Genomic DNA, 24,229 nt, shown 5'->3' on the forward strand with positions numbered 1-24,229 from the left:
CCTTAATAAATAAAAAATGAAAAACCCCGGGGTCCGAATCCCGGGGTTTTTCGTGTCCTAGTGCTATACTGTGCCTTCACACTGTTAATTAGTTTACTTTTTTTACGGGAATTGTACAAGTAGTTAGAAAATCACGTCAAAAAAATGTCACAATTTCGTCACAAAATTAGACTTTTTTTCTAAATGGCTTGTAAATCTGTTTTTAGCTGTTCCGCCGATCTTTCCCACATGCCTGCGTCATGGTTTTTCAGGAAATCGGCCAGCACCTTCTTGGATTTCCCGTCCATATGATCCACGATGATATGTCTTTTAATCGATTTATCCATGCGGTTCACATGCTCGGGCAGCGATTTGTAGCCCCGGCGAATCTCCCTGTCGACCGTCATTTCGCAGGCCGTAACGCCTGCATAGTAGGCGCCTCCCTCTTTACGGTCAATAGTAATCCAAATCAGCCAGTACGGTTTTCCGTTTGGCACTTCCTCTTTGCTTTTCAAAAACTTGATGCCTTTTTCCACTGGACTGCGCGCATGCATGGCACCCACTTCAATAGACGCCTCCCCGGCATCCACATCAATGATGACCGGTGTCACATTATCAAGGCTCAGAGTCCCGACCCCGAATCCGCCATGTCCATCTGTCGGGTCGCTCTTGATAATATTAAAATCGACTTTCTTTTTCTTTTTTTCTTCCATCTTCACGTCCTCCTATGCAAGTACTGGATTCTTCTTATTATGTCATAAATAATTCATAGAAAAAATCATTTAGGCCGCTCGCCAGAACCGGCAATACGGTGTTAAAAATCGGCTGGATGGTGTATTGATCCAGCGGGGTAATGACAAGAATCAGAAAAATAACGGAGCCATATGCCTCAAACCGGGTCATTTTCGGACGAATATGGGCCGGCGCCAAATCCTCAATAATTCTGTAGCCATCGAGCGGCGGAAACGGCAGCAGGTTGAATACAAACAGCACTAAATTCAGCTGAATAAAGATATTCAGGAAATCTGCCACAAACGCTGGAAACGAAGCTGCGAGACCGGTTCCGGCAAGGGCATACCAGATGAAAAAGCCCAGAACAGCCATTACCAGATTGGATATCGGTCCCGCAATGGAGACAGAGATCCCGGCAAGCCTCGGATTCTTGAAAAAGAAGCGGTTGACCGGTACAGGCCTGGCCCATCCGAAACCGGCAATAAAAATCAGGATCGTCCCAATCGGATCCAGATGCTGCATGGGATTTAACGTTAACCTTCCCTGGTTTTTTGCAGTGGAATCCCCAAACTTATAAGCCATATAGGCGTGGGCAAATTCATGAACCGTAAAGGCAATCATCAATGTTACCGCCACATAGGGAATCTCCCTGAGAGAAAACGCCAAAAATTGTTCCAAAAGCCAAAACTCCCTCTCCTGCCGGCTAAAAAAGCCAGGCTTTATTTATACATACTATGTAGGAAAAGCCGCTGCTATTTACCTAAAAGTATACATGAACGCCTGGTCAAAGGGAATCAGGCTTGCACATTGCAGGAAAAAGTGGAAAAATACAAACAAGCATACATAATGAGGAGGAAAAGAAATGCCATACGTAACCGTGAAAATGCTTGAAGGCCGTACTGAGGAACAGAAAAAAGCACTCGCTGAAAAAGTAACAGCGGCCGTCAGTGAAACAACTGGAGCACCAGAAGACAAAATCGTCGTATTTATCGAAGAAATGGCCAAAAATCACTATGCTGTCGGCGGAAAACGCTTAAGCGACCAGTAAAATTGCGTAAAAAGAGGCAGTTTCCTATAACGGAGACTGCCTTTTTTATGAGTTTTTGCATAATGAGCGGTTTTATTTGCGGATAGCACGATTTTACTTGCGGATAAAAAAATATATTTGCGCATAGCACGGTTTTACTTTCGCATAAAAAATTTCTGTGCACATAGCCGGAATTTATGTGCACATAGCACAAATTTCTGTGCACATAATAATTTTTCTGTGCGCACAGCCCAATTTCAGCGCGCATAATACTATTTATGTGCGGTAAGACTCTTTCAGCAAAAAACAAAGCCGGGCACTCAATGCAGCCCGGCTTTTTCTCTTAAGCTTTCAATATATTGATACGCCTGTTCCACTTCTTCATCCGTGTAGCGCTGTTTGCTTTTCAGGGTAAAGACTTTTTCTTTCACTTCTTCCTTAGGCAGGTCATTGAAATATAGGACCGTTGAGACGAGTTCAAGGAATCTGGCATTCTGGCCGTTCATATCGAGCAGGCATTCCTGGAGGCTCGGCATATCGACTGTGTTGATGCCCAAAAATTCCTTGCCGGTTTCAGTAAGCGTATAGCGATACTGATAGTAACCGCCCTTTTTTTCCTTTACTTCGTTTAAAAATCCCATGTTGCAAAGCTCTTCGACCCTTAGTGTCAATTCTTCCGAATATGGCCCGTAAAAGTGAAATTGAAATCTTTCCTGAAAGGGAAAGGCGATGTTCTTGGCGATATAAATCATTTTCTGCAGCTTTTTCCGTCCCACGATTTCTTCAGAGACTGCAATGGCGTGCATTAGTTTGGCGTGATCCTTTAACAAAGCTCTTCATCTCCTACTCCGTTTTTTCCCGTATCTATGTTTTAGTCAATTTCCAGCAGCATTTTAATCTGCTTTTTAATGTTTGGCTTTTTACTGTCGTCTGCAATAAAATCAGCCGGAAAGTACAGCTTATGATCCGTTCGGCGTTTCCCGGAAATAGCATCTACGATCTCTGATTCACGGGAAAGCTCGCGGATATCCCCATTTTTCAGCAGCAGATGAATCGGCAATCTTTCTTCTTCCTCCCCCGGACGGTAAAAGTCATAAGGCAAATCAGATGAAGAATCGACGACCAGGTAATATTCAGGATCCATGCCTGCCTTTTTAAACAATGCCGACAGCTCGGCCAGCTTCTTGTATTCTTTCGCCGGGTCGAATTCCACGTATTTATATAAATTCCTGTCCATAAAGCGGCAGCAGAGATCCTTTAGAATCGGATCTTCTTCTTCCTGCCACATCTGAAAATAATAAAGAATAATAGCTTCATCAAGCTTTATATAATCCTCAAGAGTGATCTCCCCATTGAATAAAGAATAAAAATGGATTGGATCATATTTGAATTTGTATTTCTGTTCATGCAGATCTTTTGCGCGATGCAGGATTTTCGTCAGGATGACCTCTGCACTCCGGGTAACCGGGTGAAAATACACCTGCCAGTACATCTGATAGCGGCTCATTATGTAATCCTCAACGGCATGCATCCCGCTCTGCTTAATCACGACCTGATCTTCCCGCGGCCTCATGACACGCAGGATCCGCTCCATGTCAAAATGGCCATAGCTGACACCGGTAAAATAAGCGTCCCGCTGCAGATAATCCATCCGGTCCGCATCAATCTGGCTGGAAATCAGGCTGACGACCAGCTTATTTTTAGATGTTTTGGCAATCACATCCGCCACTTTCTGCGGAAAATCGGCACTTACTCTTGTAAGCACATGATGGACCTCGGTGTCTCCGAGAATGATCGCCCTCGTATAATGTTCATGATCCAGGTCGAATACTTTTTCAAAAGAGTGCGAGAACGGACCGTGCCCCAAATCGTGGAGAAGTGCCGCGCATAAAGTCAGGATGCGATCTTCTTCATCCCATTCCGGCCTTCCCAAAAAGACATCATCGGAAATGCGGCGCACAATCTCGTAAACTCCGAGCGAGTGATTAAAGCGGCTATGCTCAGCACCATGGAAGGTTAAATAAGTTGTCCCGAGCTGCTTAATTCTTCTGAGACGCTGAAACTCTTTTGTCCCGATTAAATCCCAGATGACTCTGTCCCTGACGTGTATGTACCGATGAACGGGGTCTTTGAATACTTTTTCCTCATTTAACTTTTCCGCTGAATATGCCATTCCGTACCCTCCGCTTTTCCTGTTTCCACGCACGCCGAACCTGTTGTTCCCAATTTCTGGCGTATACTTATTATATCCCGATTATAGTGTCAATTCATCACAAAATTCACCGTTTTTCATGGCTGTTCGACAGAAACCGCGATACATCAATCATCTGGCCAAGAAATATTTTTCGACTTTTCCAAAAACAATATTGCCTCCTAAGTCTATTTACCAATCAGGGTTAAATCATAAACTCAGGCAAAAAATAAAATCACCGCAGGACAGGAGTCAGGGTGATCTTTATTTACGACTATGTATAAAATTTTGAACGTCGATAACTGTCCAGCTCCAGGCGCCATCGGCTCGAGGTCATAAGCCAATCCGTCTAAAAGGTTAAAGAACAACCTTTCAGTCGGCTCGTCTTATGCTTGTCGCCGATAGGCGGGCGCCTTACGCTTTTCTTATTTCAGCTTTTTATTAATTTTCTCCATCAATTCCTCTTCCGTCAGTGCGGCAAGGGGACGGTTATTGACGAAAGCAAATGTTTTTTTGCGGCCTGGTCCGCAATAGGACTGGCAGCCGACATCAATTTTTGCTTCTGGATCTATTTCTTTTAATCGCGGTACCAATGTCTTCAGATTTACTGCCTGACAATCGTCGCAAACACGGAATTCGTTTGCCATCTTCGTACAACCCTTTCTGCGGTCAATCTTTTATATAATCCCGGCGCTATTTGGCCTGAGTATCTTCTTCGTTAAAGCATGTCCGCTGCACGGCATTCCTATTCAAAGTAAAGGACTGCCCTGCCCAACTGCTACAGGCTATTTTAAAACTATTCGACCTTCATTGCAAGCTGTAATCATTAACTTGGGTGGTGAATCTTAGTAAACTTCACAAAACTGCCATACGTATCTAGCGAAAATAAAATTTTTAAAATAATCTACTATCCTTTTAATCACCTTTGTATAAAATCTGCCAGGTTTGTCCATCCTTTAACTAAGGCAACAGCAAAAAGTAATCATTTAGGGAGTTGAGGTTATATGAAAATACGTCAGGACGCTTGGACAGATGAAAACGATTTATTGCTTGCAGAGACCGTTTTACGGCATGTGAGGGAAGGCAGCACACAGTTAAACGCTTTTGAGGAAGTTGGAGACAAGCTGAACCGCACCTCAGCAGCATGCGGATTCCGCTGGAACGCTGTGGTGAGGCATCAATATGAAAAAGCGCTTGGGCTGGCCAAAAAACAGCGCAAGCAGAGACAAAGAATGCTAGGAAAGGATCAGGGCGGCAAGAAGAAACTCTTATACTCTCCGCCGGTTCCGACGATGCAGGAGGTCTCAGCAGCGCCAGTTCAGACAAATGCGATCGTACCGCCGTCACCGGCAGACTTTTACGAGGAGCGCACAGAGGATGAAGCGACTGTGCAGACAGAAACGGTTCCATCCTACACCTATTCAGAGCCGGTTTACACGGCACCCGCACAGCTGGATATGGATACCGTTATTGCATACTTGCAAACATTGAATCATTCTGGTATTCAGGTTGATATACTAAAGAATGAGAATGAAAGATTGAAGCGCGAAAATGCGGATCTCAGAAGCCAAAATGAAGAGCTTGAGAGCAAAATCGGCAAGCTGGAGCAAAATACGGTAACCATTCAGGAAGATTACGAGACACTGATGAAAATCATGAACAGAGCCCGCAATTTTGTTCTGTTTGATGAAGAAGAAAGGCCGGCATCCAAGTTCAAAATGGACCGCAACGGCAATTTGGAGAGAGTCGCGGAATAAGAAAAGCGGAAGCGCCTTGTTCACCCCCGACAAGCATAAGACGAGCCTCACGGTAAGGCGTTCTTTGCCTTGCTGGGAGGATTGGCTTATGACCTCGAGGGGGTAGGCGCTGGAGCTAGACAGTTATCAAAGTTCAAAACTCTTTCCGGCATAGGGAGCAGGAGAAGATGGCAGCAATTCCTTTCAAGGAGGGCCGCAGATCGATAACGACTGCGGCTCTTCTTTTATTTATTCGCTGCCAAGCACTTTCTCATTCCGCTCCATAACACGGCGGGAATAGCCCTCAAACAGGCCTGCCTCCTCATTTGTCAGCTGCCCTGCATAAAGGCGGCCGGATTTCTTTTTCAAGGACTGGAGAAAGCGGAGCATCACATCCTGAACCGTCAGCTCTGTCCCCAGCAATTCCGACAGTGAAGCCATGACAGCCGGCTGAATTTCAGGGTATTCAAATTTCGTCTGTTCTTCTTTTTTAGCAAGAGAATAGAATTTGCCAATCAGATCGGCCCGCTCACTTCCGCTGCCATCCACACACAGGTAAATCTGAACAGCCACGCCATTGCGGAGACGCCTCTGCGAAATGCCTGCAAACTTCTGTCCCCCGATGCTTAAATCATAGCTTCCCGGGCAATAGGAGCCGACAATTTCACGCGCGTCTATTTCTATATTAAAATCGGAAAACATCTCCTGGATGAGCACCCACATCGCATCATATCCGCGGTTTATATCAATTCCCTTCTCCCTTTCAGGAAATATCAGCGAAATATTCAGGACTCCCTGATCCAGGACAACAGCCAGGCCGCCGGAGTTTCGGACGATCACTTCATAGCCTTGGCTTTTTAAAAAATTTATGCCGTCATTCAAAAAAGGAAGCTTCGTATCCTGTATGCCAAGCACGATCGTATTATGATGCACCCATGTCCTCGCAGTGGCAGGCGCCCCGCCGGCTCCGACAGAAGCACAGAGCGTATCATCCATTCCAAATGAGTGCAGGGCATTTAAGTGGATTCCCGCAGCAGACTGGTCAATGACCCGCCATTCTTCCTGAAAAAGCAAATCTTGTTGCGAATTCATCTTTATTTGATCCCCTTTTGCCGATATTTGGAGTTAATCGGCAGTATTTATCTATTTAAATCGCAGTATCCTTTAGATTTGATGGCCTAACTGCAGCTTTATCAGTTAATGATCGCTTTATCGGCCAATGGCCATATCCAGATACATTATAGCAAAAAAGCCAGTCACAAGGGACCGGCTTCTAAAATGCTGTATTATTGATTTAAAGCCTGAGCTGCTGTAATTAAAGCAAGCTTATAGACATCTTCCTCGTTGCAGCCGCGGGACAGGTCATTAACCGGGCGGTTCAAGCCTTGAAGAATTGGTCCCACTGCCTCGAAGTTTCCAAGGCGCTGGGCAATTTTGTAGCCGATGTTGCCGGCTTCCAGGCTAGGGAAAACAAATACATTCGCATCACCCTGGATTGGTGAATCCGGAGCTTTTTTCTCTGCTACTGATGGAACAAATGCTGCATCAAATTGGAATTCCCCATCGATAATCAATAGCGGATCACGAACTTTAGCTGCTTCAAGTGCTGCCGAAACCTTTTCCGTTTCAGGAGACTTGGCAGAGCCCTTTGTCGAGAAGCTCAGCATTGCTACACGCGGTTCGATATCGAACATTCTGGCTGTCTTCGCGCTTTCAATCGCAATTTCCGCCAGATCCTGGCTGTCAGGCGAGATGTTGATGGCACAATCGGCAAAAACATATTTCTCATCATCACGGACCATGATAAAGACACCCGATGTTTTGCGCACGCCTTCTTTCGTTTTAATAATTTGCAGTGCCGGGCGCACTGTATCAGCTGTCGAATGCGCTGCACCGCTCACCAGGCCGTCTGCTTTATTCGCATAGACGAGCATGGTTCCGAAATAGTTTTCATCCAGAAGGATTCTGCGCGCATCTTCTTCTGTCGCTTTGCCTTTGCGTCTTTCAATAAATGCAGCCACAAGCTCATCCATCATTAAAAAGTTGTTTGGGTCATAAATTTCAGCTGAATCCAGGCTGATATCCATGTCTTTTGCTTTCGCTTCAATTTCCGCGATGTTTCCAATCAGGATTGGAGTGATGATTTTTTCTGCAGCCAATCTGCCGGCAGCCGCTAAAATGCGCTCATCCTGTCCTTCCGGAAAAACGATTCGTAAATTCTGCCCTGTTACTTTTTCTTTCAATACTGTGAATAAGTCACTCATGCTAATTCCTCCTACGGCCATAATTTTTCCGTTCAAATTAATAGAAATTCTCCTATATACTCCCTTAGAATACTCTTCATCCTAAGAATTTCAAGGAGTTCACCTGCTGTTAGCGTTTACAAATAAAATGTTTTTGTTTTCGGTAAATTTCCAATAATAAATATCCTTCTGCTGCCGCAGCTTCATACCTTTTTTAAGATATCCATAATGCCCTCTTTGTAAACGGGGTTTTGCGGAGACAGGCACCTTCACCATTTCGGCGAGCTGGTATAGGTACCTGTCACCATGAGGAATTCCAACATTTCAAGTTTTGTACACATGTTAATTGGAGAAACTATGGTATAGTAGGGATGAGAATTTCAGTACATATTAGGAGTGATTATAATGAGTGAAGCAGCAGTAACGCTTGATGGCTGGTATTGTTTACATGACTTCCGCACAGTTGATTGGACAACTTGGAAAATGGTACCCAGCGAAGAGCGCCAGGCAGCGATCCACGAATTTATGGCCCTAGTGGACAAGTGGAACACAACACAAAGCGAGAAAAACGGCAGTCATGCCCTTTATACAATTGTCGGCCAAAAAGCTGATTTTATGATGATGATCTTAAGGCCTACTATGGAAGAGCTGAATGAAATTGAAAACGAATTCAACAAATCAAAATTAGCTGAATTCACGATTCCGGTTCATTCATATGTGTCTGTTGTCGAGCTGAGCAACTACCTGCCTGCAGGAGAAGATCCATACCAGAATCCGCAAATCCTGGCACGCCTTTATCCTGAATTGCCAAAAGCGAAGCATGTCTGCTTCTATCCGATGGACAAGCGCCGCCAGGGCAATGACAACTGGTATATGCTTCCGATGGAAGACCGCCGCAATATGATGCGCAGCCATGGCATGATCGGCCGCCAGTATGCCGGAAAGGTAAAACAGATCATCACAGGCTCTGTTGGCTTCGATGATTACGAATGGGGCGTTACCCTATTCTCTGACGATGTCCTTCAATTTAAAAAGCTTGTTTATGAAATGCGCTTTGATGAAGTAAGTGCCCGCTACGGCGAATTCGGCTCTTTCTTTGTTGGAAACATCCTGGAAGAGGACAAAGTAGAAAAGTTCCTTCACATATAATAAGTAAAGCTCCCGGCTTCGGCTGGGAGTTTTTCTTTTTCTTCCGGTTATAAAAAAACATGCCCCTTCATAGTAATGAAATAGTGAGTTTCTATTTTAAATTCAACCCGCAGGACTGTCCGACAGTCTACTCTCAAATACGCGGATAGAAAATGCTGATTTTAATACTTAGGAGGGACTAAATTGAGTCAATCAAATTATGGTCAATACCCTTATTATGGTTACCAGCAGCGTTATAGTGACGGCACACAAATGCCGCAGAACTTTCAGGCCCAGCCGCAGTTTCAGCCGGCACAAACAGGCGGAGCCATGCCAAATGCGAGCTCAGGGGGAATGTTTCCAGGTGCAGGTGCAGGCGCTGGCGGCGGCATGGGCGGCATGGCAGCTGCTCCATCTATTCCGGGAATGCTTCCGCTTGAACAATCCTATATCGAAAACATTCTTCGCCTGAACAAAGGGAAACTTGCGACAGTATATGCCACATTTGAGAACAATACGGAATGGAACGCCAAAATATTCAAAGGCCTCATTGAGGCAGCCGGGCGGGATCACCTGATTCTGAGCGATCCTCAAACAGGCCAGCGCATCCTCCTTCCGATGATTTACTTAGACTATGTGACGTTTGATGAAGAAATCGAATATGAATACCCATTTGGCGGGGGACAGGGATTGTCGCAGTATTCGCCGAGGTAACAGGAAAAGCGGAGGCGCCCTTCGGAACAAGCAAAAAGCGCTTGTTCCTGCGAGGTTTATTCTAAGGAGCTTTCCTTAGTGCCCATCGACGGAGCGTGGTGGACTGAGCCGAGTGAGATAAAGGAAACACGAAGAGCGATAGCGATTCGATGTTGACTTATAACGCTCGGAACGCGCACGTCCTGTGCGCCTCGCCTTACTAGCACATCCTGTGCGTCGTCGTAGACGAGGTGAGGGAAGCACGCCGAGTCGATAGGGTGCCGGAGCTAGACAGTTATCGAAATTCAAAGATGTATTCCATATTTTAAAAAGGAGCTTTGACCCCAAGTCAAAGCTCCTTCCTTTTACAAATATTTTACTGCCGCAATGATCAGCAGCAACCAGGCCGCAAGGAATGAGACTCCGCCAAGCGGCGTGATGGCACCGAGCACGCTGATTTTCGTTAAAGTCAGCACATATAAGCTTCCTGAGAACAGGATGATGCCGATCACCATCAGCCAGCCGGACCAGGATAATAAAGACGTTGCCGGCAGCTTGCCAAGCAGAACGCCAATAATCAAAAGACCTGTTGCATGGAACATCTGGTAGGTTACACCTGTTTGCCATGTCTCCAAGTACTTCGGCTCCACTCTTCCTTCAAGTCCGTGAGCTCCGAAAGCCCCTAATGCAACTGATAAAAAGGCATTAATAGCCCCAATGATAATAAATAGCTTCATAATCCCCTGCACCTCTTATCTCTTTATTAAAAATCAAACAATGAATCGCCATTCGCCTCATCATCCATCTGCATTTTCTTTGGCTGCAGATTCGCCGGCTGAGCTGCTGGCGGCGCATTGTATGTATGGCTAATAGACGAAACAGCAGCCACACTTCCTGCATCCGACTCATCCAAAACCAGCTCGCATAACGACTTGATCGCCTGCACTCTTTCTCTGATTCTGGCGTCGGAAGAGCTGCTTTTCGCTTCCAGCAATTCCTTCTCCATTTTCCCTAAAAGCTTCTGAACAGAGATATTCACCCTCTACACCTCTTTCTATAAAAAAGCAGCCCTTGTCCATCCCCGGCATTCGGGGAGGGAAACTGCCTGCCTAAAAACGGCCAGAATGACTAGCATATCAAGTTTATCAGGTTTTCTTTTCAAAACGCAAACAGGGATGGCCGGATGCGCGGAAAACTTCGAGAGAGGGCAGCTGCCTTGTTTTAAACTGAAAGGCCCTGCAGCCTTTTGGATGATTCCGGTCCCAGGTCACATAGAAATATTTGCACTTAAAACAATCGATCTTCTGTGAACTCATTTGTTTTTCTCCTTTGTGCACAGAGCATATTTCGAGCACTTCTTGCATAAAACGGTATGTTTCACGTGAAACATGGCGAAAAGAATCAGAGATTAGGAATCTGCCAGTCAATTGGCTCTTCTCCAAGCTTCTGTAAGATTTCATTCGTCCTTGAAAATGGCCTGCTCCCAAAGAATCCTTTTCTGGCCGAAAACGGGCTGGGATGCGGTGATTTTATGATAAAGTGTCTGGAAGCATCAATCAGTACTTCTTTTTCCTGTGCGGGTTTTCCCCATAATATAAAAATAACGGGCTGTTCCCGCTCATTCAATTTTTGGATAACCGTGTCGGTGAACGTTTCCCATCCTTGCCCCTTATGCGAATGCGCCTGCCCTTTGCGGACGGTCAGAACGGTATTCAGGAGCAGTACCCCTTCCTGGGCCCATTTTAGCAGATAGCCATTATTTGGCACGCTGAAGCCAAGATCCTCCTGCATTTCCTTGAATATATTTTTTAGTGAAGGAGGCAGCTTTACATCAGGCTGAACCGAAAAACTTAATCCATGTGCCTGCCCCGGCCCATGATAAGGATCCTGCCCTAATATCACTGCCTTTACATCTTTATAAGCTGTATATTGGAGTGCATTGAAAATATCCTCCTGCTTCGGATAAATAGTCTGCTCCTCATATTCCTTTTTCAAAAATTCACGAAGATGAAGATAATAGGGTTTCTCGAATTCCTCTGCCAAAATCTCCTGCCAGTCATTTCTCAAGATACGCTTCATTTGCCAACTCTCCCTCCTCTTATTTGAACTGTTATTCTCATACCCAATGGCTATCATGCCATAATCTATCATTCTTGCCTACATGTTTAAAAAATCTCAAAGCGGATATGTAATATATAGAACGGGCAGTAAGAGCTGCCCTTAAAAATAAATCTGCAAATCTTTTAAAGGAGGATGTTATATATGTATAAAATCGAAGTTGTCGAAAATGGTGTACAAGCTACTGATGCAATTGGAATGCTGCAAAGCCAGGGATTCAATAAGGAAAACATCTATATTTTCGCACATGACAAGGATCGCTCCGAACACCTATCTGATGCGACAGATACAGGCGAAGTCGGCATGAAGGAACAGGGTTTATTCGATTCTGTCGGAAATGTCTTCAAAAAGCGCGGAGATGAGCTTCGTTCAAAATTTGAATCTGTTGGGTTAACAACGGTAGAAGCAGAACAATATGAAAAAGTATTGGATGAAGGCAAGTTAGTTATTGTGGGTACAGATGAAGCAAAATAATTAGAAAAGCGGAGGCGCCTTGCTCACCCCCGACACCTCGAGGGGGCAGGCGCTGGAGCTAGACAGTAATATAAAAAAGCGATGAACTTTTTCATCGCTTTTTTTGTGCCCTTAAAACATCCAAATCCATAACCCTATAAGCAGAACCGGGTACAGTACATACCACCATACTCTGGTTATATTGACTTTTGACAGGATGAAAAATACGAGTTCAGGCAATACAATCAACCCTGCCTGAATCCAGATGAACGTATAAAAATGCTCCGGCGCTATTATGCCGTTCCCTGTCGCCCAATCTCCGCTATTGAATAAAAAGTAGAAGAAATTCAGGAAAGGGAGAATGATAGCGAAAAGGATCCGGCTGATATGAACAATCAAATCGGCAGGACGCTTGTTTTTATACAATGGCGTAACCGGCATGATAAAACTGTATAGAATCATAATGAACCCAATAAAATTAACCAGCAGCTGATCAAATAAATAGCCGAAAAAATACATAAATGTAATCATCGTTAACCTCTTCTGTCATTTTGTCTTTATTTTACAGAAAAGACAGAGGGTCATATATGATCAATAAGCACTAGTTTTGGTTCAACCTCACTGATTGAAGCTTCACCTTACCCCATAATCCGCTGGTAAATGGACTTCGCATGCGCTAAATCCTTTGTACCATGGATCAGGGCGCGTCCGTCTTTGAAAAGAACCATCCGCTGCTCCTCCATGTCGACGGAAAGCAGATATGGATTGCCTTTCACCTGATAGCCGATTGATTTCAGCTGACGGGCGATTTCCGTGAACTCGATTTCCAGTTCTTTCGGAGGGCGGATCTGAACAGTGTCCCTTCCGCAGAGAACGGTGGATTTCATCATGTTTTCCGGCTGCAAGTAAGGATAAGTTCGTTCTTTTCCGCAGGATAAGCAGCCTTCATCCTTCGCTTTTGACACCTTCATGCTCGTGTACTGGTTTCGCCATAAATCAAAGCTGACCATGGCGGTCCTTACTGCTTCCCAGTCCTCAGCCAGAATTTTCAGTGCCTCTGCCGCCTGATGGGCGACGGCCATTTGCACAGCAGGCGCAATAATCCCGCCGGTGTCACAGGTCATCCCCTGGATCGGGATTTTTTTCAATAAGCAATTCATGCATGGCGTTTTCCCTGGAAGGATGGTCATGCTCATGCCAAAGCTGCCGACACAGGCTCCATAAATCCACGGAATAGTATATTTCTGGGAGATATCATTAATGGCCATTCTGGTTTCAAAGTTGTCAGTTGAATCGAGAATCAGATCCACCCCTTCAGCAAGCTCCTCCAGCTTTTCCGGAGTAGCATCGCCAATAATCGATCGGATCTCAACCTCGCTATTAATCTGTTTCAGCCGTTTTTCGGCAGCGGCCGCTTTCGGCATTTTTTCCGCTGCATCGCTTTCTGCAAAAAGCTGCTGGCGCTGCAGATTGCTTTCCTCGACATAATCACGGTCAATGATCGTCAGTTTGCCGGCCCCGGAACGCGCCATCAATTCCGCATTTCCCGAGCCAAGTGCGCCGGCACCGATAATCAGCACATGCTTAGAGCGGATTTTTTCCTGCCCCTCTTTTCCAATCGGCGCAAACAGGGTCTGGCGTGAATACCTTTCAGACAATAGGGTCACTCCTCTCTATCAAAGCTGCATCACCCGCCGCTGACTGGAGGGATAAAAGCAACCGTATCTCCGTTCTGAATGACTTCTTCATCTGAAGCAAATTCTTCATTCACGGCTGCCATGACTGAATCAAGCTTCAGCCCGAATTCTTCCTCAAGCAGCTGTTTCAGCTCAGCGATGGTTTTGCCGCTGACATCTCTTGTTACAGACTCTTCTCCAACACGGTCCCGCAAATGGGCAAAAAACATAATTTTATTCATTTAAATCCTCCGCCTCCGGTTTCCCTTTTGGATATGCCACTGTTTCCAGCTGATTGCCGATCCACTCTTCGCCGTCTTCCCAATGTTCCTTCTTCCAGATCGGCACAATTTCTTTAATTCTTTCAATCGCATAACGGTTGGCTTCATAAGCATCGGCACGGTGTGGAGTAGAAACGGCAATGACCACCGCTACATCGGTAATATCCAGCCTGCCTGTGCGGTGGGTAATCGCCACTTCTGCCCCGTTCCAGCGTTCTTTTATCTCGGTTCCAATCTGCTCCAGTTTTTTCACAGCCATGGCTTCGTATGCTTCATAGATTAAGTACAGTGTTTTTTTGCCGTGAGTCAGCTCGCGGACGGTTCCGATGAAGGTCGTAATCGCTCCTGCTTCCCGCTGCACCACTTTATCGATCACACTTTGAATATCGATTGGTTCTTTTGAAATCTCAAAATTCATGGAATCACCTCATTTATAGAAAAAAACTCTTCTAGCCTTATTTGTTTCATTTTGACATATCCTGTGCCGGAAGTGAAATGGCTGATTGTTTAATTTGATTTTCCTTCCTCTTCAGCTGCCATTTTTAGTGCCTGCCGATACTCATCCGGATGATTCATATTAAAAAAATAGGCATCCTTGGCTAGAAAACCTCTCTTCTTCAGTTCTTCATCTCTTAATATGGCAGTGTCTATTTCATTTAAAAACTCACGGATTTTTAATCGATTATTCATCAAAGCTTGTTCAGCGGCTTCTTTAGCATCTTTTCGGTAAGCTGCAAACAGAGGATGAAGACGGCCTTCCATTTCCGGTACAGCGGCCTGACGGCTGTTTAATTCTTCTAGAAGAATTCTCCCTAAATCCACAGATAGGAAAGGCATATCACAGGCAACAATCAGATTTCTTTGGGTTGATGACGCTGACAGCCCTGCTTGAATTCCTGCAAGCGGACCTTTTTCTATCCATTTGTCACTGACTATCGGAAGCCCAAGAAACCGGTATTCATCCTGTTTATTCGCAACGACGATCACCTGTGATGTATAAGAAGCCAATGAATCTGCGATGCGTTCAATCACTGTTTTTCCCTGTATTTTTAGCAGGGCCTTATTCTCCCCCATACGGCTCGAATGCCCTCCTGCCAAAATAATGCCTGTTGTACTCATATTCTTCACCTGTCTTTGTGGGATGTGGAACAGCGACATTCTATCCTTGTGGTTTTATTTTACCATCTAATCCAATGGGTTTCTTTGATCAAGATCTGCCGGTTTCTTAGGTATGGCAAAATGGTGTCGTCACAAATTGTTCAAACAGCCAGAGATGGCTTCTTAACCAATTCTTAACAATCATTCTCTATACTAAAACCATAATCAAATATTGGTAAATAAAGAGTTTAAAGAGAGGAAGGCAGGAAAATGAATAAAGTTTTCACTTACTCCGTTATAGCAATTATATCGTCTTTAATCTTAGGCATTGGCCTTACGTATCTTGTCATTTCTGGCAAGGAAAAGAACCAAGCCGCTGAAACAGCCATCCAGCCGGCATCAGAGGAAGCAGAAAAGCACCCTTATTCTCCTCCAAGTATGGAGGATCTCCCTGAGGGTGAAGAAGGAGAAGTCATTAAACTTGGCTATAAATATGTGACAGAGACAGCGACCGCCCTTGATGGCTATTCAGGCAATAACCTTAGCTGTGCCAGCTGCCATGCTGGCGGAGGCTATGAAGCTCCCCTTGATCTGGTAGGCATTTCAAAGACTTATCCGCAATACAACCCGCGGGCAGGCAGGGAAGTAACACTTGAAGAGCGGATTAACGGGTGCTTTAGGAGAAGTATGAATGGCAAGCCTCTGCCTGAGGAATCCCAGGAGATGAAGGCAATGGTCGCTTTCTATGAATATATCTCACAAAATGTGCCCGATGGAACAACAGAAAGGCCCTGGGCAAAATTAGAAAGATCCAAGGCCGATATCGATAATGTTGACATTGAAGCAGGCAGAGAGATCTACAATAAAGCCTGCATCAGTTGCCATGGGGAAAATGGCGATGCTGGCAGTCTGGCACTTTGGGGAGAAAATTCCTATAATATAGGAGCCGGTATGGCACGGCTGCGGACAGCAGCAGGCTTTATTCAAGCCTATATGCCGAAAATGGAAGCTGGCGGCTATTCTCAAGGTACCCTGACAGATGAAGAAGCCATGAACCTTGCTGCCTACATTAATTCACATGACCGGCCTGATTTTCCTGATAAAATTTATGATTGGCCTAAGGGTGATGCTCCTGATGATGCCGCTTATGAAACACTCGCAGGCAATAAGGAGAAAAATAAGGAGAAAAAGTAATATTGGAGGCCCGGCCAACTACCGGGCTTTATTCCATTTTCACCTGAGCCTTTTCCTGAATAATACACTTAGCTTGAATAAAGGATGGCGATATCATTGAGCGGTCTTCCATTAAGAGGGAAAACAATCCTGGTTGTGGATGATGAAGAGCGGATTAGAAAGCTGATCAAAATGGCTCTATCAAGAGAAGGATTTGAGGTTTTGGAAGCTTCAGACGGATACGAGGCAAAGGAACAATATTTAACGCATGACCCCTGCTTCATCATACTTGATATCATGCTTCCCGGCATAAATGGCAAAGAGATTTGCCTTTGGCTTCGCAATGAGCTGGACAGCAATGTTCCTATCATCATGCTGACTGCCAGCCGATCGGAAAAGGATCGCATTGAGGGCCTTAAGCTGGGTGCTGATGATTATATGGGTAAACCCTTCAGTCTGGAAGAACTGACTGTCAGAATTGAAACGGTTTTAAGAAGGACCGCAAACAGATGCAGCAAAATCAGCTATAAGGGCCTAACGCTAAAACCTATCAAAGGAATAGCCAAATATCAGGATGCTATATTAGATTTAACCCATTTTGAATATAAACTTCTCTATGTATTCATGACTCAGCCAGATCAGGTATTTTCAAGAGAGCAGCTGATCAATGCCATCTACAAGAAGGCTGAAAAGGCAATTAATGAAAGGACCGTGGATGTCCATATTAAAAATCTGCGCGAAAAAATAGCTGAGCACTCTGATTACCCCTTTATCCAAACAGTCAGGGGAATCGGGTATAAATTTACCCTTTCCTGAAGGAACTTTACATATGCCATTGCAGATTGCCTGCAGAAAGCCGGCTCAATCCATTTTTGAGCCGGCTTTTCTGTTTTCCGGCCAACAGTAAAGACTTTATTCTTCCTGTTAGACTGTTTTTTTCCTGTCAAAAGTCATTTAAGTGCGCTCACATTCAATTTATGTCCGGATAGCTTTGTACCCCTCCCCCTACTTTCTTCTCATCTCTTTCCTGCTACCAATTACCTTTTTTTAGAAAAACCTATAAACCGATGGAATCATTTAACATGTAATGTGCAGGTATAACCCTTCAGCTATTAGAAAGAACCCCCTATATTTCTAAATACGGGAGGGAATACATTGAGATTTAAAAAGCTATCATCAGCCATTTTAACGTTGACCTTAACCGCAAGCCTCTTGGCTATCCCCGCTGACTTTACACCAAGCGCAACTTCTGCAGCCTCAACAGAAAACAGCATTGAAGCGCACCACCTGCAAAAGGCTTTTGAAAAAGCGGCGAAGGAATTTGGAGTACCTGAATCTGTCCTTCTCGCCGTCGCTTATAACCAGTCACGCTGGGAGCACCATGAAGGCCATAGTGAGGTCGGAGGCTATGGCATTATGAATCTTGCAGACTTACCAGCCGACATGAGCGCCAGGGGCAAGCATGACGACGGAATCATTGCGGCTTCGGATAATGAAAATAGCATGCTTAAAACAGCCGCAAATCTTCTAAATGAAGATCCGGAAGCCTTAAAAAAAGACCCTGAACAAAATATCCGGGGCGGGGCAGCTCTTTTAGCAGAGTTTGCACGCCAAACGACAGGGGAACTCCCTTCCGATGCAGCAGACTGGTACGGTGCCGTCGTTAAATACAGCGGAACAGATCAGGAAGCCATTGCTAAGGACTTTGCAGATCAAGTCTTTGAGACCATTCAGCAGGGTGCTGCCAGAAAAAACCTTGATGGACAAAGAGTCGTATTAAACGCCAAGGAAATTACACCAAATAAGGCTACAGCTGGCACTATCCCTCTTCGAAACACCAAATACACAAATACCGACTGTCCAAATGGCCTTGATTGCACTTTCATTCCTGCTGCTTATAAGCAATTTTCGAGCAGCACAAGTAATTACGGCAACTACGATATCGCCAATCGGCCAAAGGACGATTTAGATATTCGCTATATTATTATTCATGATATTGAGGGCACGGCTGAATCCGCCATCAGCCACTTCCAGAATCCGTCCTACGTTAGTGCACACTATGTCATAGATTCAGAGACCGGAAAAATCACCCAGATGGTACGTCCTGAAGATGTGCCATGGCATGCAGGAAACTGGTATTTTAATATGCATTCGATCGGATTGGAGCATGAAGGATATGCTGCAGAAGGCGCTGACTGGTACAGTGAGCAAATGTATCGCTCTACCGCAAAACTTGTAAGATACCTTTCAGAACGATTTAACATTCCTTTGGACAGACAGCACATTATCGGCCATGATGAGATACCTGGCTTAACAGCAGCAAAACATAGGAGCATGCACTGGGATCCGGGCGCTTATTGGGATTGGGGACACTTTTTCGACCTTCTTGGAGCTTCCATTAATCCAAGCAGCGGAGACAAAGACAGTAATATCGTCACAATCCGCCCAAATTTCAATACAAATCAGCCAGACTTTACGTACAGAGGAATTAAACAGGAACCTGAGTCTTCAAGCCTGATTCATTTATACAGCGAACCCAGCTTTGAGGCGCCATTGGTCAGTGATCCCCTGCTTCATCCTGGCGGCACCAGCACAAAAAATATTAATGACTGGGGCAATAAAGCTGCGATTGGTCAGAGTTTCTATAAAGCCGGGCAGGAAGGCGATTGGACAGCTATTTACTACGCCGGCCAAAAAGCCTGGTTCTATAATCCGAACAATAAAAATAGCGTCCCAGGCAGCGGGACCCTCATCACGCCAAAAGAAGGGCTTGATTCCATACCTGTATATGGTGCCGCCTATCCTGACGACGCAGCTTACGATGAGGCCGGAATTGCGGAATGGGCAAGAGGAAAAGCACAGGTTCTATACCAGATGCCGGCTGGCCAAATCTATACAGCAACAGCGCCAATTCAGTCCGATTACTATCATGCGAAGTATTATAATGACCCGGCTACAAATAAGGTTGTAAAGGGAAATGATGAATACTATCAGATTTTTTACAACCATCGTCTAGGATTCGTGAAGAAAAGCGATGTAGAAGTTGTAAATTAAGGCTCTTTTCGTATAAATTGTTGTTTTTCGCTTATCAATGTTGTCCGTTGATTTCCGCTCCAGGATGCTCGCTTTCCACGGGGCGGGCGGTGAGCCTCCTCGACGCTGCGCGTCTGTGGGGTCTCACCTGTCCCGCTACTCCCGTAGGAGTCTCGCACCTTCCACTACAATCAACTCAGTAAATATAATATAAATAGCAACAAACTTTGCGAAAACAGCCAAATTAAAAGACTGACCTGGAGTTATTCTTCTTTGAGGAATAGCTCCTTTTTTGTTTCATTGACCTCTTTTGTATTTTTGAAAACAATAGCGGACAACTTAATGCTGAGAAATCAACTAATCGGTCCGTTATAGTTTTTCCCTTTTTCAATTATTGTTATAATTAGTAAAAGATATCAGCAAGGAGGAATTAGGCATATGACAATGAAAAAAGTAATGACCATCGCAGGTTCGGATACGAGCGGCGGCGCCGGCATCCAGGCTGACCTGAAGACATTCCAGGAGCTTGGCGTTTACGGGATGACTGCGCTGACTACGATCGTAACGATGGATCCTAAAAATAACTGGAGCCACAATGTGTTCCCGATTTCTACAGATATACTGGAAACACAGATCGAAACGATTATCTCGACAGGAATCGATGCAATGAAGACAGGTATGCTCGGTTCTGAAGAAGTGATTAAAATTGCCGCAAAGACCATTAAGGAAAATAGCCTGGATCACGTTATAATCGACCCGGTCATGGTCTGCAAGGGCGAAGATGAGCCGATTCATCCAGAATTGAACGAAGCATTAAGAGATTTGCTTGTCCCGCTTGCAACAGTGGTAACACCAAACCTGTTTGAAGCATGGCAGCTGGCTAAAACCGGTCCGATCAAGACGGTTGAAGACATGAAAGAAGCGGCTGTTAAAATTCATGAACTTGGCGCGAAGTATGTATTAATCAAGGGCGGCAGCAAGCTTCAGCACGAAAAAGCCGTCGACCTTCTCTATGATGGACAAGAGTTCACTCTTTATGAGAGCGAACGCGTTGAAACGACTTACACTCATGGTGCAGGCTGCACCTACTCTTCTGCCATCACAGCAGAAATGGCAAAAGGCAAGTCTGTTAAAGAAGCGGTTCAAACCGCAAAGGACTTCATTACTGCGGCCATCAACCATGGCTTCCAACTAAATGAGTATGTTGGCCCGACCATGCCGGGTGCATACCGCAAATATGGCGCAGGCCGTACTGAATCAGAATAAAAATGAGGGAACAGAGTCCGGGCGGGCTCTGTTCTTTTGGCTATGGGCGGTTTAGCAGATAAAAATAAATTCTCGCAATATTAATTTAGCGGTCCACGATGAGATTACTTTTTCGCTTTTCATTCCTTTTTTTAGTAAGATAAACAGAAAGATAATATGAAAGGGGGACTATAAAATGGAACCAGCAGTAAAGGAACATGTGCAAAAAGAGATCGACCGCCTTGCCGGGAAAGAGGTCTTTATTCATCTGGAAACAACGAATGGGGCATACGCTTCCCATTTTGATGAAACCTTCTTTTCTTCAGGCGCCTACATCCGCAATGCCCAATTGGTTTATGAACATGGAAAGGTCACCGGCAAGGGCCCTTACCGGGTTGGATTGAAAATGAATTTTGGCTGGGTGTATGCTGAAGGAATTACCCACTTTGAAGTGGATGAAGAAAACAGGCTCCTTTTAGCCGGCCATGATTTCAGCGGCAAGCTGGCAGTCGCCCTGCAAATTAGTGAAACTCCTTTTGAATAAAGGACATGAAAGGAAAGGAGCACGACCATGATGGAAAAGGAAAGACATGTACTCGTCATCTTCCCTCATCCGGATGATGAAGCATTTGGCGTATCAGGAACGATTTCCTTACATATCGATAATGGCACACCTGTCACCTACGCATGCCTGACGCTTGGAGAAATGGGGCGCAATATGGGAAATCCCCCTTTCGCCACCAGAGAAACCCTGCCGAAAATCCGCAAAGAAGAGCTGGAGGAAGCAGCCAGGGTTCTGGGCATTCAGGATTTAAGAATGCTGGGGTACCGGGATAAAACCGTCGAATTTGAAGATGAGGAAATGCTTGCGAATAGGCTTGGAGCCATCATCGGCGAGACGAACCCTTCCCTCATTATCACGTTCTACCCTGGATACGCTGTGCACCCCGACCATGACGCGACAGGAGCCGCCGTCATCCGTGCGGTAAAAGAGCTGCCTGCTGACAAGCGTCCGAAGGTTCACTGTGTTGCATTCTCCAATAACTGTGAGGAAGAAATCGGCCAGGCTGATGTGGTCAATGATGTAAGTGCGGTTATCGACCGGAAAATCGCAGCCATCAAGGCTCATGCCTCCCAGACACAGCTGATGGCAGCGAACATGGAAGAAAGCATTAAAAATCAGGATCCGGAAGTACTGGCAAGAATGTATAAAGAGCGCTTTTGGACTTATAAAATATAAAAAGGGAGCCTCTCGCTCCCTTTTTATTACTTCTCCATCATTTCCTTCAAATACTGAAGCTGGCTTCCGTCTTCCCGCTTCACAATATTCACGATAAAACGCTTCGTCAATCTGGCAACAAGCCCGCTGGTTTTGACGGTTGCTTCCATCTCCACCTGGGTTCCTTCTTCTATTTCATGAAAATTATATTTATATTCGGTAATCAGTCCATTGGCATTGCTGCGGGTGGTATAGGTTCTGTCCTGTTCAAAATCAATGATTTCAACATCCGCGATGATCTTTTTCCCTCTGACCATGCGTGTTTCAACAAACTTTGTTCCTTTACCGGTCTCACCCTCGGTCTGTTTTTCCACTTTCACGACAAACGGCATAAGCTCAGGGACATTTTCCATCTTAATCATATAATCAAATACTTCATGTACAGGTTTATTGATAATCTCACTCGAACGAAAATCAGCCATGCTTTGCACCTCAGAATCATAAGTCTATGACTCTATTATATAACAAAAAAGCAGGCTGGAGTAAAGACGGTTCCCTACAGCTTCTGGCGGTAAAGGGAGCAAAATTTACACCAGTCCACAATAACGATTTTCCTGCCTGTAATTTCGATGATTCCTTCCTTTTTCAGCCTGGAAAAAACACGGCTGACACTTTCCCGGGACGTTCCAACAAGGGTGGAGAATTCCTGGACGGTTATGGGGAGCTCAAGGTGCATCCGGTTGCAGTAGTTGGCGCCGAACTTCTCCGCGAGCCTTTCCAAAGTCCGGACTGTTTTCGTATACACATCAAGCAGCGCAATATCCCTCATAATGGAGGTCATATCACGCAGAGATTCACTCATATAGCGGATAATCTGTACGGCCATTTCCGGTGAATACAGAAGCTCCTGCTCCAGTTCATCAGTATTCAGAAAATAGATTTCACCATCCTGTACCATTGTACCTGTCGCCGGATACGTATAGCCCTCCTGGTTAAAGAGGTTGGCTTCAGCAAAAATCTCGCCCTTTTTCTTAATGCAGACAATCAGTTCATTTCCATGTTCATCCTGCTTCGTCAGCTTCACAATACCGGAGTGCACAAAGTAAACTCCTTTGGCAACCTCATATTCAGACATAATTCTTTCGCCTTTTAAATAAGCTTTCTTAATAATTCGATTATCGATCCGCTCTAGAGATTCAATGGGGAGCTCTTTAAAAATCTCAATCTTGCCTAAAAATTCGTTGATTAACGGCCTATGATCCTGCTTTTCATATTCCATTCCCATCCCCCGCTTTTACCATTCTTAAGAAATATTCTAGCTAAGTACGGATTGGAATGAAGTGACTTAACTCACAAAACGATCCTCTCATGCAGAATATTAGCACGCTTAAACAAGATGAGTGATTACTCACTTTACAAATAGTTAGTGGTTCATTTATGATTATAGTGAGTGATTACTCACTTTTTAAAAAGGAGTGAACAAATGAATAGTCCAATCGTTTCCATTCAACATGTATCTAAAAATTACGGAAAGCAGCAAGTTCTAAAAGACATCAGCCTTGAAATTTATGAAGGTGAGATTTTCGGCCTGCTCGGCCCATCCGGAGCAGGAAAGACGACGCTTGTTAAACAGCTGGCAGGCCTGGAGGAGCCCGCACAGGGTGAAAATTATATTTTCAGCGAAAAAATGCCCAGACTGGACCTGATCAAACGAATCGGCTACATGGCCCAATCCGATGCTCTGTACACCGACTTAACAGCAAAGGAAAATCTGGATTTCTTTGCAGCGCTGTATGGGTTAAGCGGCAAGGAAAAAAGGCAGCGGATGGATGAGGTTATGGAATTGGTTTCATTAACAGACCACATTCATAAAATGGTTTCCGACTATTCAGGGGGTATGAAGAGAAGACTTTCCCTTGCCATTTCCCTTCTGCATAGTCCCGGTCTCCTCATTCTCGATGAACCTACTGTTGGAATTGATCCCGTCCTCAGAAAAAGCATCTGGGAATCTTTTAAACGCCTGAAGGAGAAAGGGACCACCATCCTGGTGACCACTCATGTCATGGATGAAGCAGGAAAGTGCGACAGGCTGGGCATGATTAGAGACGGACAGCTCATTGCAGCCGGGACACCCGAAGAATTAATGCAGCAAGCAGGCGCGGCCACTATTGAAGATGCCTTTCTGGCATATGGAGGTGCTTAAT

Annotated in this window: 29 protein-coding genes; 12 read left to right on the plus strand and 17 right to left on the minus strand. The window is 45.0% G+C overall.

The features are described 5' to 3' along the window. Positions 1-179: 179 nt before the first annotated feature. Both NAF01_RS24090 and NAF01_RS24095 read right to left on the minus strand, forming a co-directional pair. Positions 180-692, minus strand: coding sequence for a YwhD family protein (locus NAF01_RS24090; protein ID WP_035328046.1), 513 nt, complete (start codon positions 690-692; stop codon positions 180-182). A gap of 37 nt (positions 693-729) precedes the next feature. Then, entirely contained in the window at positions 730-1,389 is a 660-nt protein-coding gene (locus NAF01_RS24095; RefSeq protein ID WP_048009457.1) for a site-2 protease family protein, read from the minus strand. Positions 1,390-1,573: 184 nt separating this feature from the next. Between NAF01_RS24095 and NAF01_RS24100 the strand changes: the two genes are divergently transcribed. Next, positions 1,574-1,759 carry a 2-hydroxymuconate tautomerase gene (locus NAF01_RS24100; RefSeq protein WP_226618763.1) on the plus strand — a complete coding sequence of 62 codons (186 nt, stop codon included), beginning with the start codon at positions 1,574-1,576 and terminating at the stop codon, positions 1,757-1,759. Between the two features lie 299 nt (positions 1,760-2,058). Here NAF01_RS24100 and NAF01_RS24105 read toward each other — a convergent pair whose 3' ends face one another. From NAF01_RS24105 to NAF01_RS24115, 3 genes are all read right to left on the minus strand, one after another. After that, the gene (locus tag NAF01_RS24105) at positions 2,059-2,568 is read right to left on the minus strand and encodes a YwgA family protein (protein ID WP_197217520.1); all 510 of its coding nucleotides are present in this window, start codon (positions 2,566-2,568) and stop codon (positions 2,059-2,061) included. Positions 2,569-2,609: 41 nt separating this feature from the next. Further along, positions 2,610-3,911: an HD domain-containing protein gene (locus tag NAF01_RS24110; RefSeq protein ID WP_048009459.1), complete on the minus strand. Its 1,302-nt coding sequence runs from the start codon at positions 3,909-3,911 to the stop codon at positions 2,610-2,612. Positions 3,912-4,354: 443 nt separating this feature from the next. Further along, positions 4,355-4,576 carry a YuzB family protein gene (locus NAF01_RS24115; protein WP_197206406.1) on the minus strand — a complete coding sequence of 74 codons (222 nt, stop codon included), beginning with the start codon at positions 4,574-4,576 and terminating at the stop codon, positions 4,355-4,357. 357 nt (positions 4,577-4,933) lie between these two features. Between NAF01_RS24115 and NAF01_RS24120 the strand changes: the two genes are divergently transcribed. Beyond that, a complete protein-coding gene (locus NAF01_RS24120; protein ID WP_048009461.1) occupies positions 4,934-5,686 on the plus strand; it encodes an RsfA family transcriptional regulator in 753 nt (250 codons plus the stop codon). A 228-nt stretch (positions 5,687-5,914) separates the two neighbouring features. On the opposite strand, the gene NAF01_RS24125 is transcribed toward NAF01_RS24120, so the two are convergent. Beyond that, a complete protein-coding gene (locus NAF01_RS24125) occupies positions 5,915-6,757 on the minus strand; it encodes an octanoyl-[GcvH]:protein N-octanoyltransferase (RefSeq protein ID WP_250801387.1) in 843 nt (280 codons plus the stop codon). Between the two features lie 194 nt (positions 6,758-6,951). Continuing rightward, positions 6,952-7,929, minus strand: a complete 978-nt coding sequence (gene pta / locus NAF01_RS24130; RefSeq protein ID WP_048009463.1) for a phosphate acetyltransferase — start codon at positions 7,927-7,929, stop codon at positions 6,952-6,954. 384 nt (positions 7,930-8,313) lie between these two features. Here pta and hemQ point away from each other — a divergent pair, with 384 nt between their 5' ends. Together hemQ and gerQ are read left to right on the plus strand one after the other, a co-directional pair. Next, positions 8,314-9,057, plus strand: coding sequence for a hydrogen peroxide-dependent heme synthase (gene hemQ / locus NAF01_RS24135; RefSeq protein ID WP_035328069.1), 744 nt, complete (start codon positions 8,314-8,316; stop codon positions 9,055-9,057). Positions 9,058-9,240: 183 nt separating this feature from the next. After that, the gene (gene gerQ, locus NAF01_RS24140) at positions 9,241-9,750 is read left to right on the plus strand and encodes a spore coat protein GerQ (protein ID WP_226618765.1); all 510 of its coding nucleotides are present in this window, start codon (positions 9,241-9,243) and stop codon (positions 9,748-9,750) included. A 344-nt stretch (positions 9,751-10,094) separates the two neighbouring features. On the opposite strand, the gene NAF01_RS24145 is transcribed toward gerQ, so the two are convergent. From NAF01_RS24145 to NAF01_RS24160, 3 genes are all read right to left on the minus strand, one after another. Next, on the minus strand, positions 10,095-10,466 hold the full coding sequence (locus tag NAF01_RS24145; RefSeq protein WP_250801389.1) for a DUF423 domain-containing protein: 372 nt from the start codon (positions 10,464-10,466) through the stop codon (positions 10,095-10,097). Between the two features lie 26 nt (positions 10,467-10,492). Further along, entirely contained in the window at positions 10,493-10,768 is a 276-nt protein-coding gene (locus tag NAF01_RS24150; RefSeq protein WP_076257038.1) for a YwdI family protein, read from the minus strand. 362 nt (positions 10,769-11,130) lie between these two features. Next, a complete protein-coding gene (locus tag NAF01_RS24160; RefSeq protein ID WP_250801391.1) occupies positions 11,131-11,808 on the minus strand; it encodes a uracil-DNA glycosylase in 678 nt (225 codons plus the stop codon). Positions 11,809-11,991: 183 nt separating this feature from the next. Between NAF01_RS24160 and NAF01_RS24165 the strand changes: the two genes are divergently transcribed. After that, positions 11,992-12,321, plus strand: a complete 330-nt coding sequence (locus NAF01_RS24165) for a YflT domain-containing protein (protein WP_076257032.1) — start codon at positions 11,992-11,994, stop codon at positions 12,319-12,321. 111 nt (positions 12,322-12,432) lie between these two features. Here NAF01_RS24165 and NAF01_RS24170 read toward each other — a convergent pair whose 3' ends face one another. The 5 genes from NAF01_RS24170 to mobA form a co-directional block, all read right to left on the minus strand. Further along, the gene (locus tag NAF01_RS24170; protein WP_048009469.1) at positions 12,433-12,831 is read right to left on the minus strand and encodes a hypothetical protein; all 399 of its coding nucleotides are present in this window, start codon (positions 12,829-12,831) and stop codon (positions 12,433-12,435) included. Between the two features lie 107 nt (positions 12,832-12,938). Then, positions 12,939-13,958, minus strand: a complete 1,020-nt coding sequence (locus NAF01_RS24175; protein ID WP_226618768.1) for a thiazole biosynthesis adenylyltransferase ThiF — start codon at positions 13,956-13,958, stop codon at positions 12,939-12,941. A gap of 29 nt (positions 13,959-13,987) precedes the next feature. Further along, positions 13,988-14,218 carry a molybdopterin converting factor subunit 1 gene (gene moaD, locus NAF01_RS24180; protein ID WP_048009471.1) on the minus strand — a complete coding sequence of 77 codons (231 nt, stop codon included), beginning with the start codon at positions 14,216-14,218 and terminating at the stop codon, positions 13,988-13,990. Next, entirely contained in the window at positions 14,211-14,675 is a 465-nt protein-coding gene (locus NAF01_RS24185) for a molybdenum cofactor biosynthesis protein MoaE (RefSeq protein WP_048009472.1), read from the minus strand. Before NAF01_RS24185 ends, moaD begins: the two co-directional genes overlap by 8 nt. Before the next feature lie 89 nt (positions 14,676-14,764). Continuing rightward, on the minus strand, positions 14,765-15,376 hold the full coding sequence (gene mobA, locus NAF01_RS24190) for a molybdenum cofactor guanylyltransferase (protein ID WP_250801392.1): 612 nt from the start codon (positions 15,374-15,376) through the stop codon (positions 14,765-14,767). Positions 15,377-15,625: 249 nt separating this feature from the next. Between mobA and NAF01_RS24195 the strand changes: the two genes are divergently transcribed. From NAF01_RS24195 to bshB2, 6 genes are all read left to right on the plus strand, one after another. Then, a complete protein-coding gene (locus tag NAF01_RS24195; protein WP_250801394.1) occupies positions 15,626-16,549 on the plus strand; it encodes a c-type cytochrome in 924 nt (307 codons plus the stop codon). 96 nt (positions 16,550-16,645) lie between these two features. Then, the gene (locus NAF01_RS24200; RefSeq protein ID WP_250801395.1) at positions 16,646-17,344 is read left to right on the plus strand and encodes a response regulator transcription factor; all 699 of its coding nucleotides are present in this window, start codon (positions 16,646-16,648) and stop codon (positions 17,342-17,344) included. 339 nt (positions 17,345-17,683) lie between these two features. Beyond that, positions 17,684-19,582, plus strand: coding sequence for an N-acetylmuramoyl-L-alanine amidase (locus tag NAF01_RS24205; RefSeq protein WP_250801397.1), 1,899 nt, complete (start codon positions 17,684-17,686; stop codon positions 19,580-19,582). A gap of 417 nt (positions 19,583-19,999) precedes the next feature. Continuing rightward, the gene (gene pdxK, locus NAF01_RS24210; protein WP_197249035.1) at positions 20,000-20,827 is read left to right on the plus strand and encodes a pyridoxine/pyridoxal/pyridoxamine kinase; all 828 of its coding nucleotides are present in this window, start codon (positions 20,000-20,002) and stop codon (positions 20,825-20,827) included. A gap of 175 nt (positions 20,828-21,002) precedes the next feature. Next, positions 21,003-21,350 carry a YojF family protein gene (locus NAF01_RS24215; RefSeq protein ID WP_226618774.1) on the plus strand — a complete coding sequence of 116 codons (348 nt, stop codon included), beginning with the start codon at positions 21,003-21,005 and terminating at the stop codon, positions 21,348-21,350. 30 nt (positions 21,351-21,380) lie between these two features. Further along, entirely contained in the window at positions 21,381-22,046 is a 666-nt protein-coding gene (gene bshB2, locus NAF01_RS24220) for a bacillithiol biosynthesis deacetylase BshB2 (RefSeq protein WP_048009502.1), read from the plus strand. A 26-nt stretch (positions 22,047-22,072) separates the two neighbouring features. On the opposite strand, the gene NAF01_RS24225 is transcribed toward bshB2, so the two are convergent. Further along, positions 22,073-22,507: an SRPBCC family protein gene (locus NAF01_RS24225; protein ID WP_248350086.1), complete on the minus strand. Its 435-nt coding sequence runs from the start codon at positions 22,505-22,507 to the stop codon at positions 22,073-22,075. A 74-nt stretch (positions 22,508-22,581) separates the two neighbouring features. Next, positions 22,582-23,304 (minus strand): Crp/Fnr family transcriptional regulator, encoded by a 723-nt coding sequence (locus NAF01_RS24230; RefSeq protein ID WP_250801398.1) that lies wholly within the window; start codon positions 23,302-23,304, stop codon positions 22,582-22,584. 204 nt (positions 23,305-23,508) lie between these two features. On the opposite strand from NAF01_RS24230, the gene NAF01_RS24235 reads away from it, so the two are divergent. After that, on the plus strand, positions 23,509-24,228 hold the full coding sequence (locus NAF01_RS24235; RefSeq protein WP_250801399.1) for an ABC transporter ATP-binding protein: 720 nt from the start codon (positions 23,509-23,511) through the stop codon (positions 24,226-24,228). The last annotated feature ends 1 nt before the right edge of the window (position 24,229 follow it).

The sequence above is a fragment of the Cytobacillus firmus genome (assembly GCF_023657595.1).
Classification (GTDB): Bacteria; Bacillota; Bacilli; order Bacillales; family Cytobacillaceae; genus Cytobacillus; species Cytobacillus firmus_B.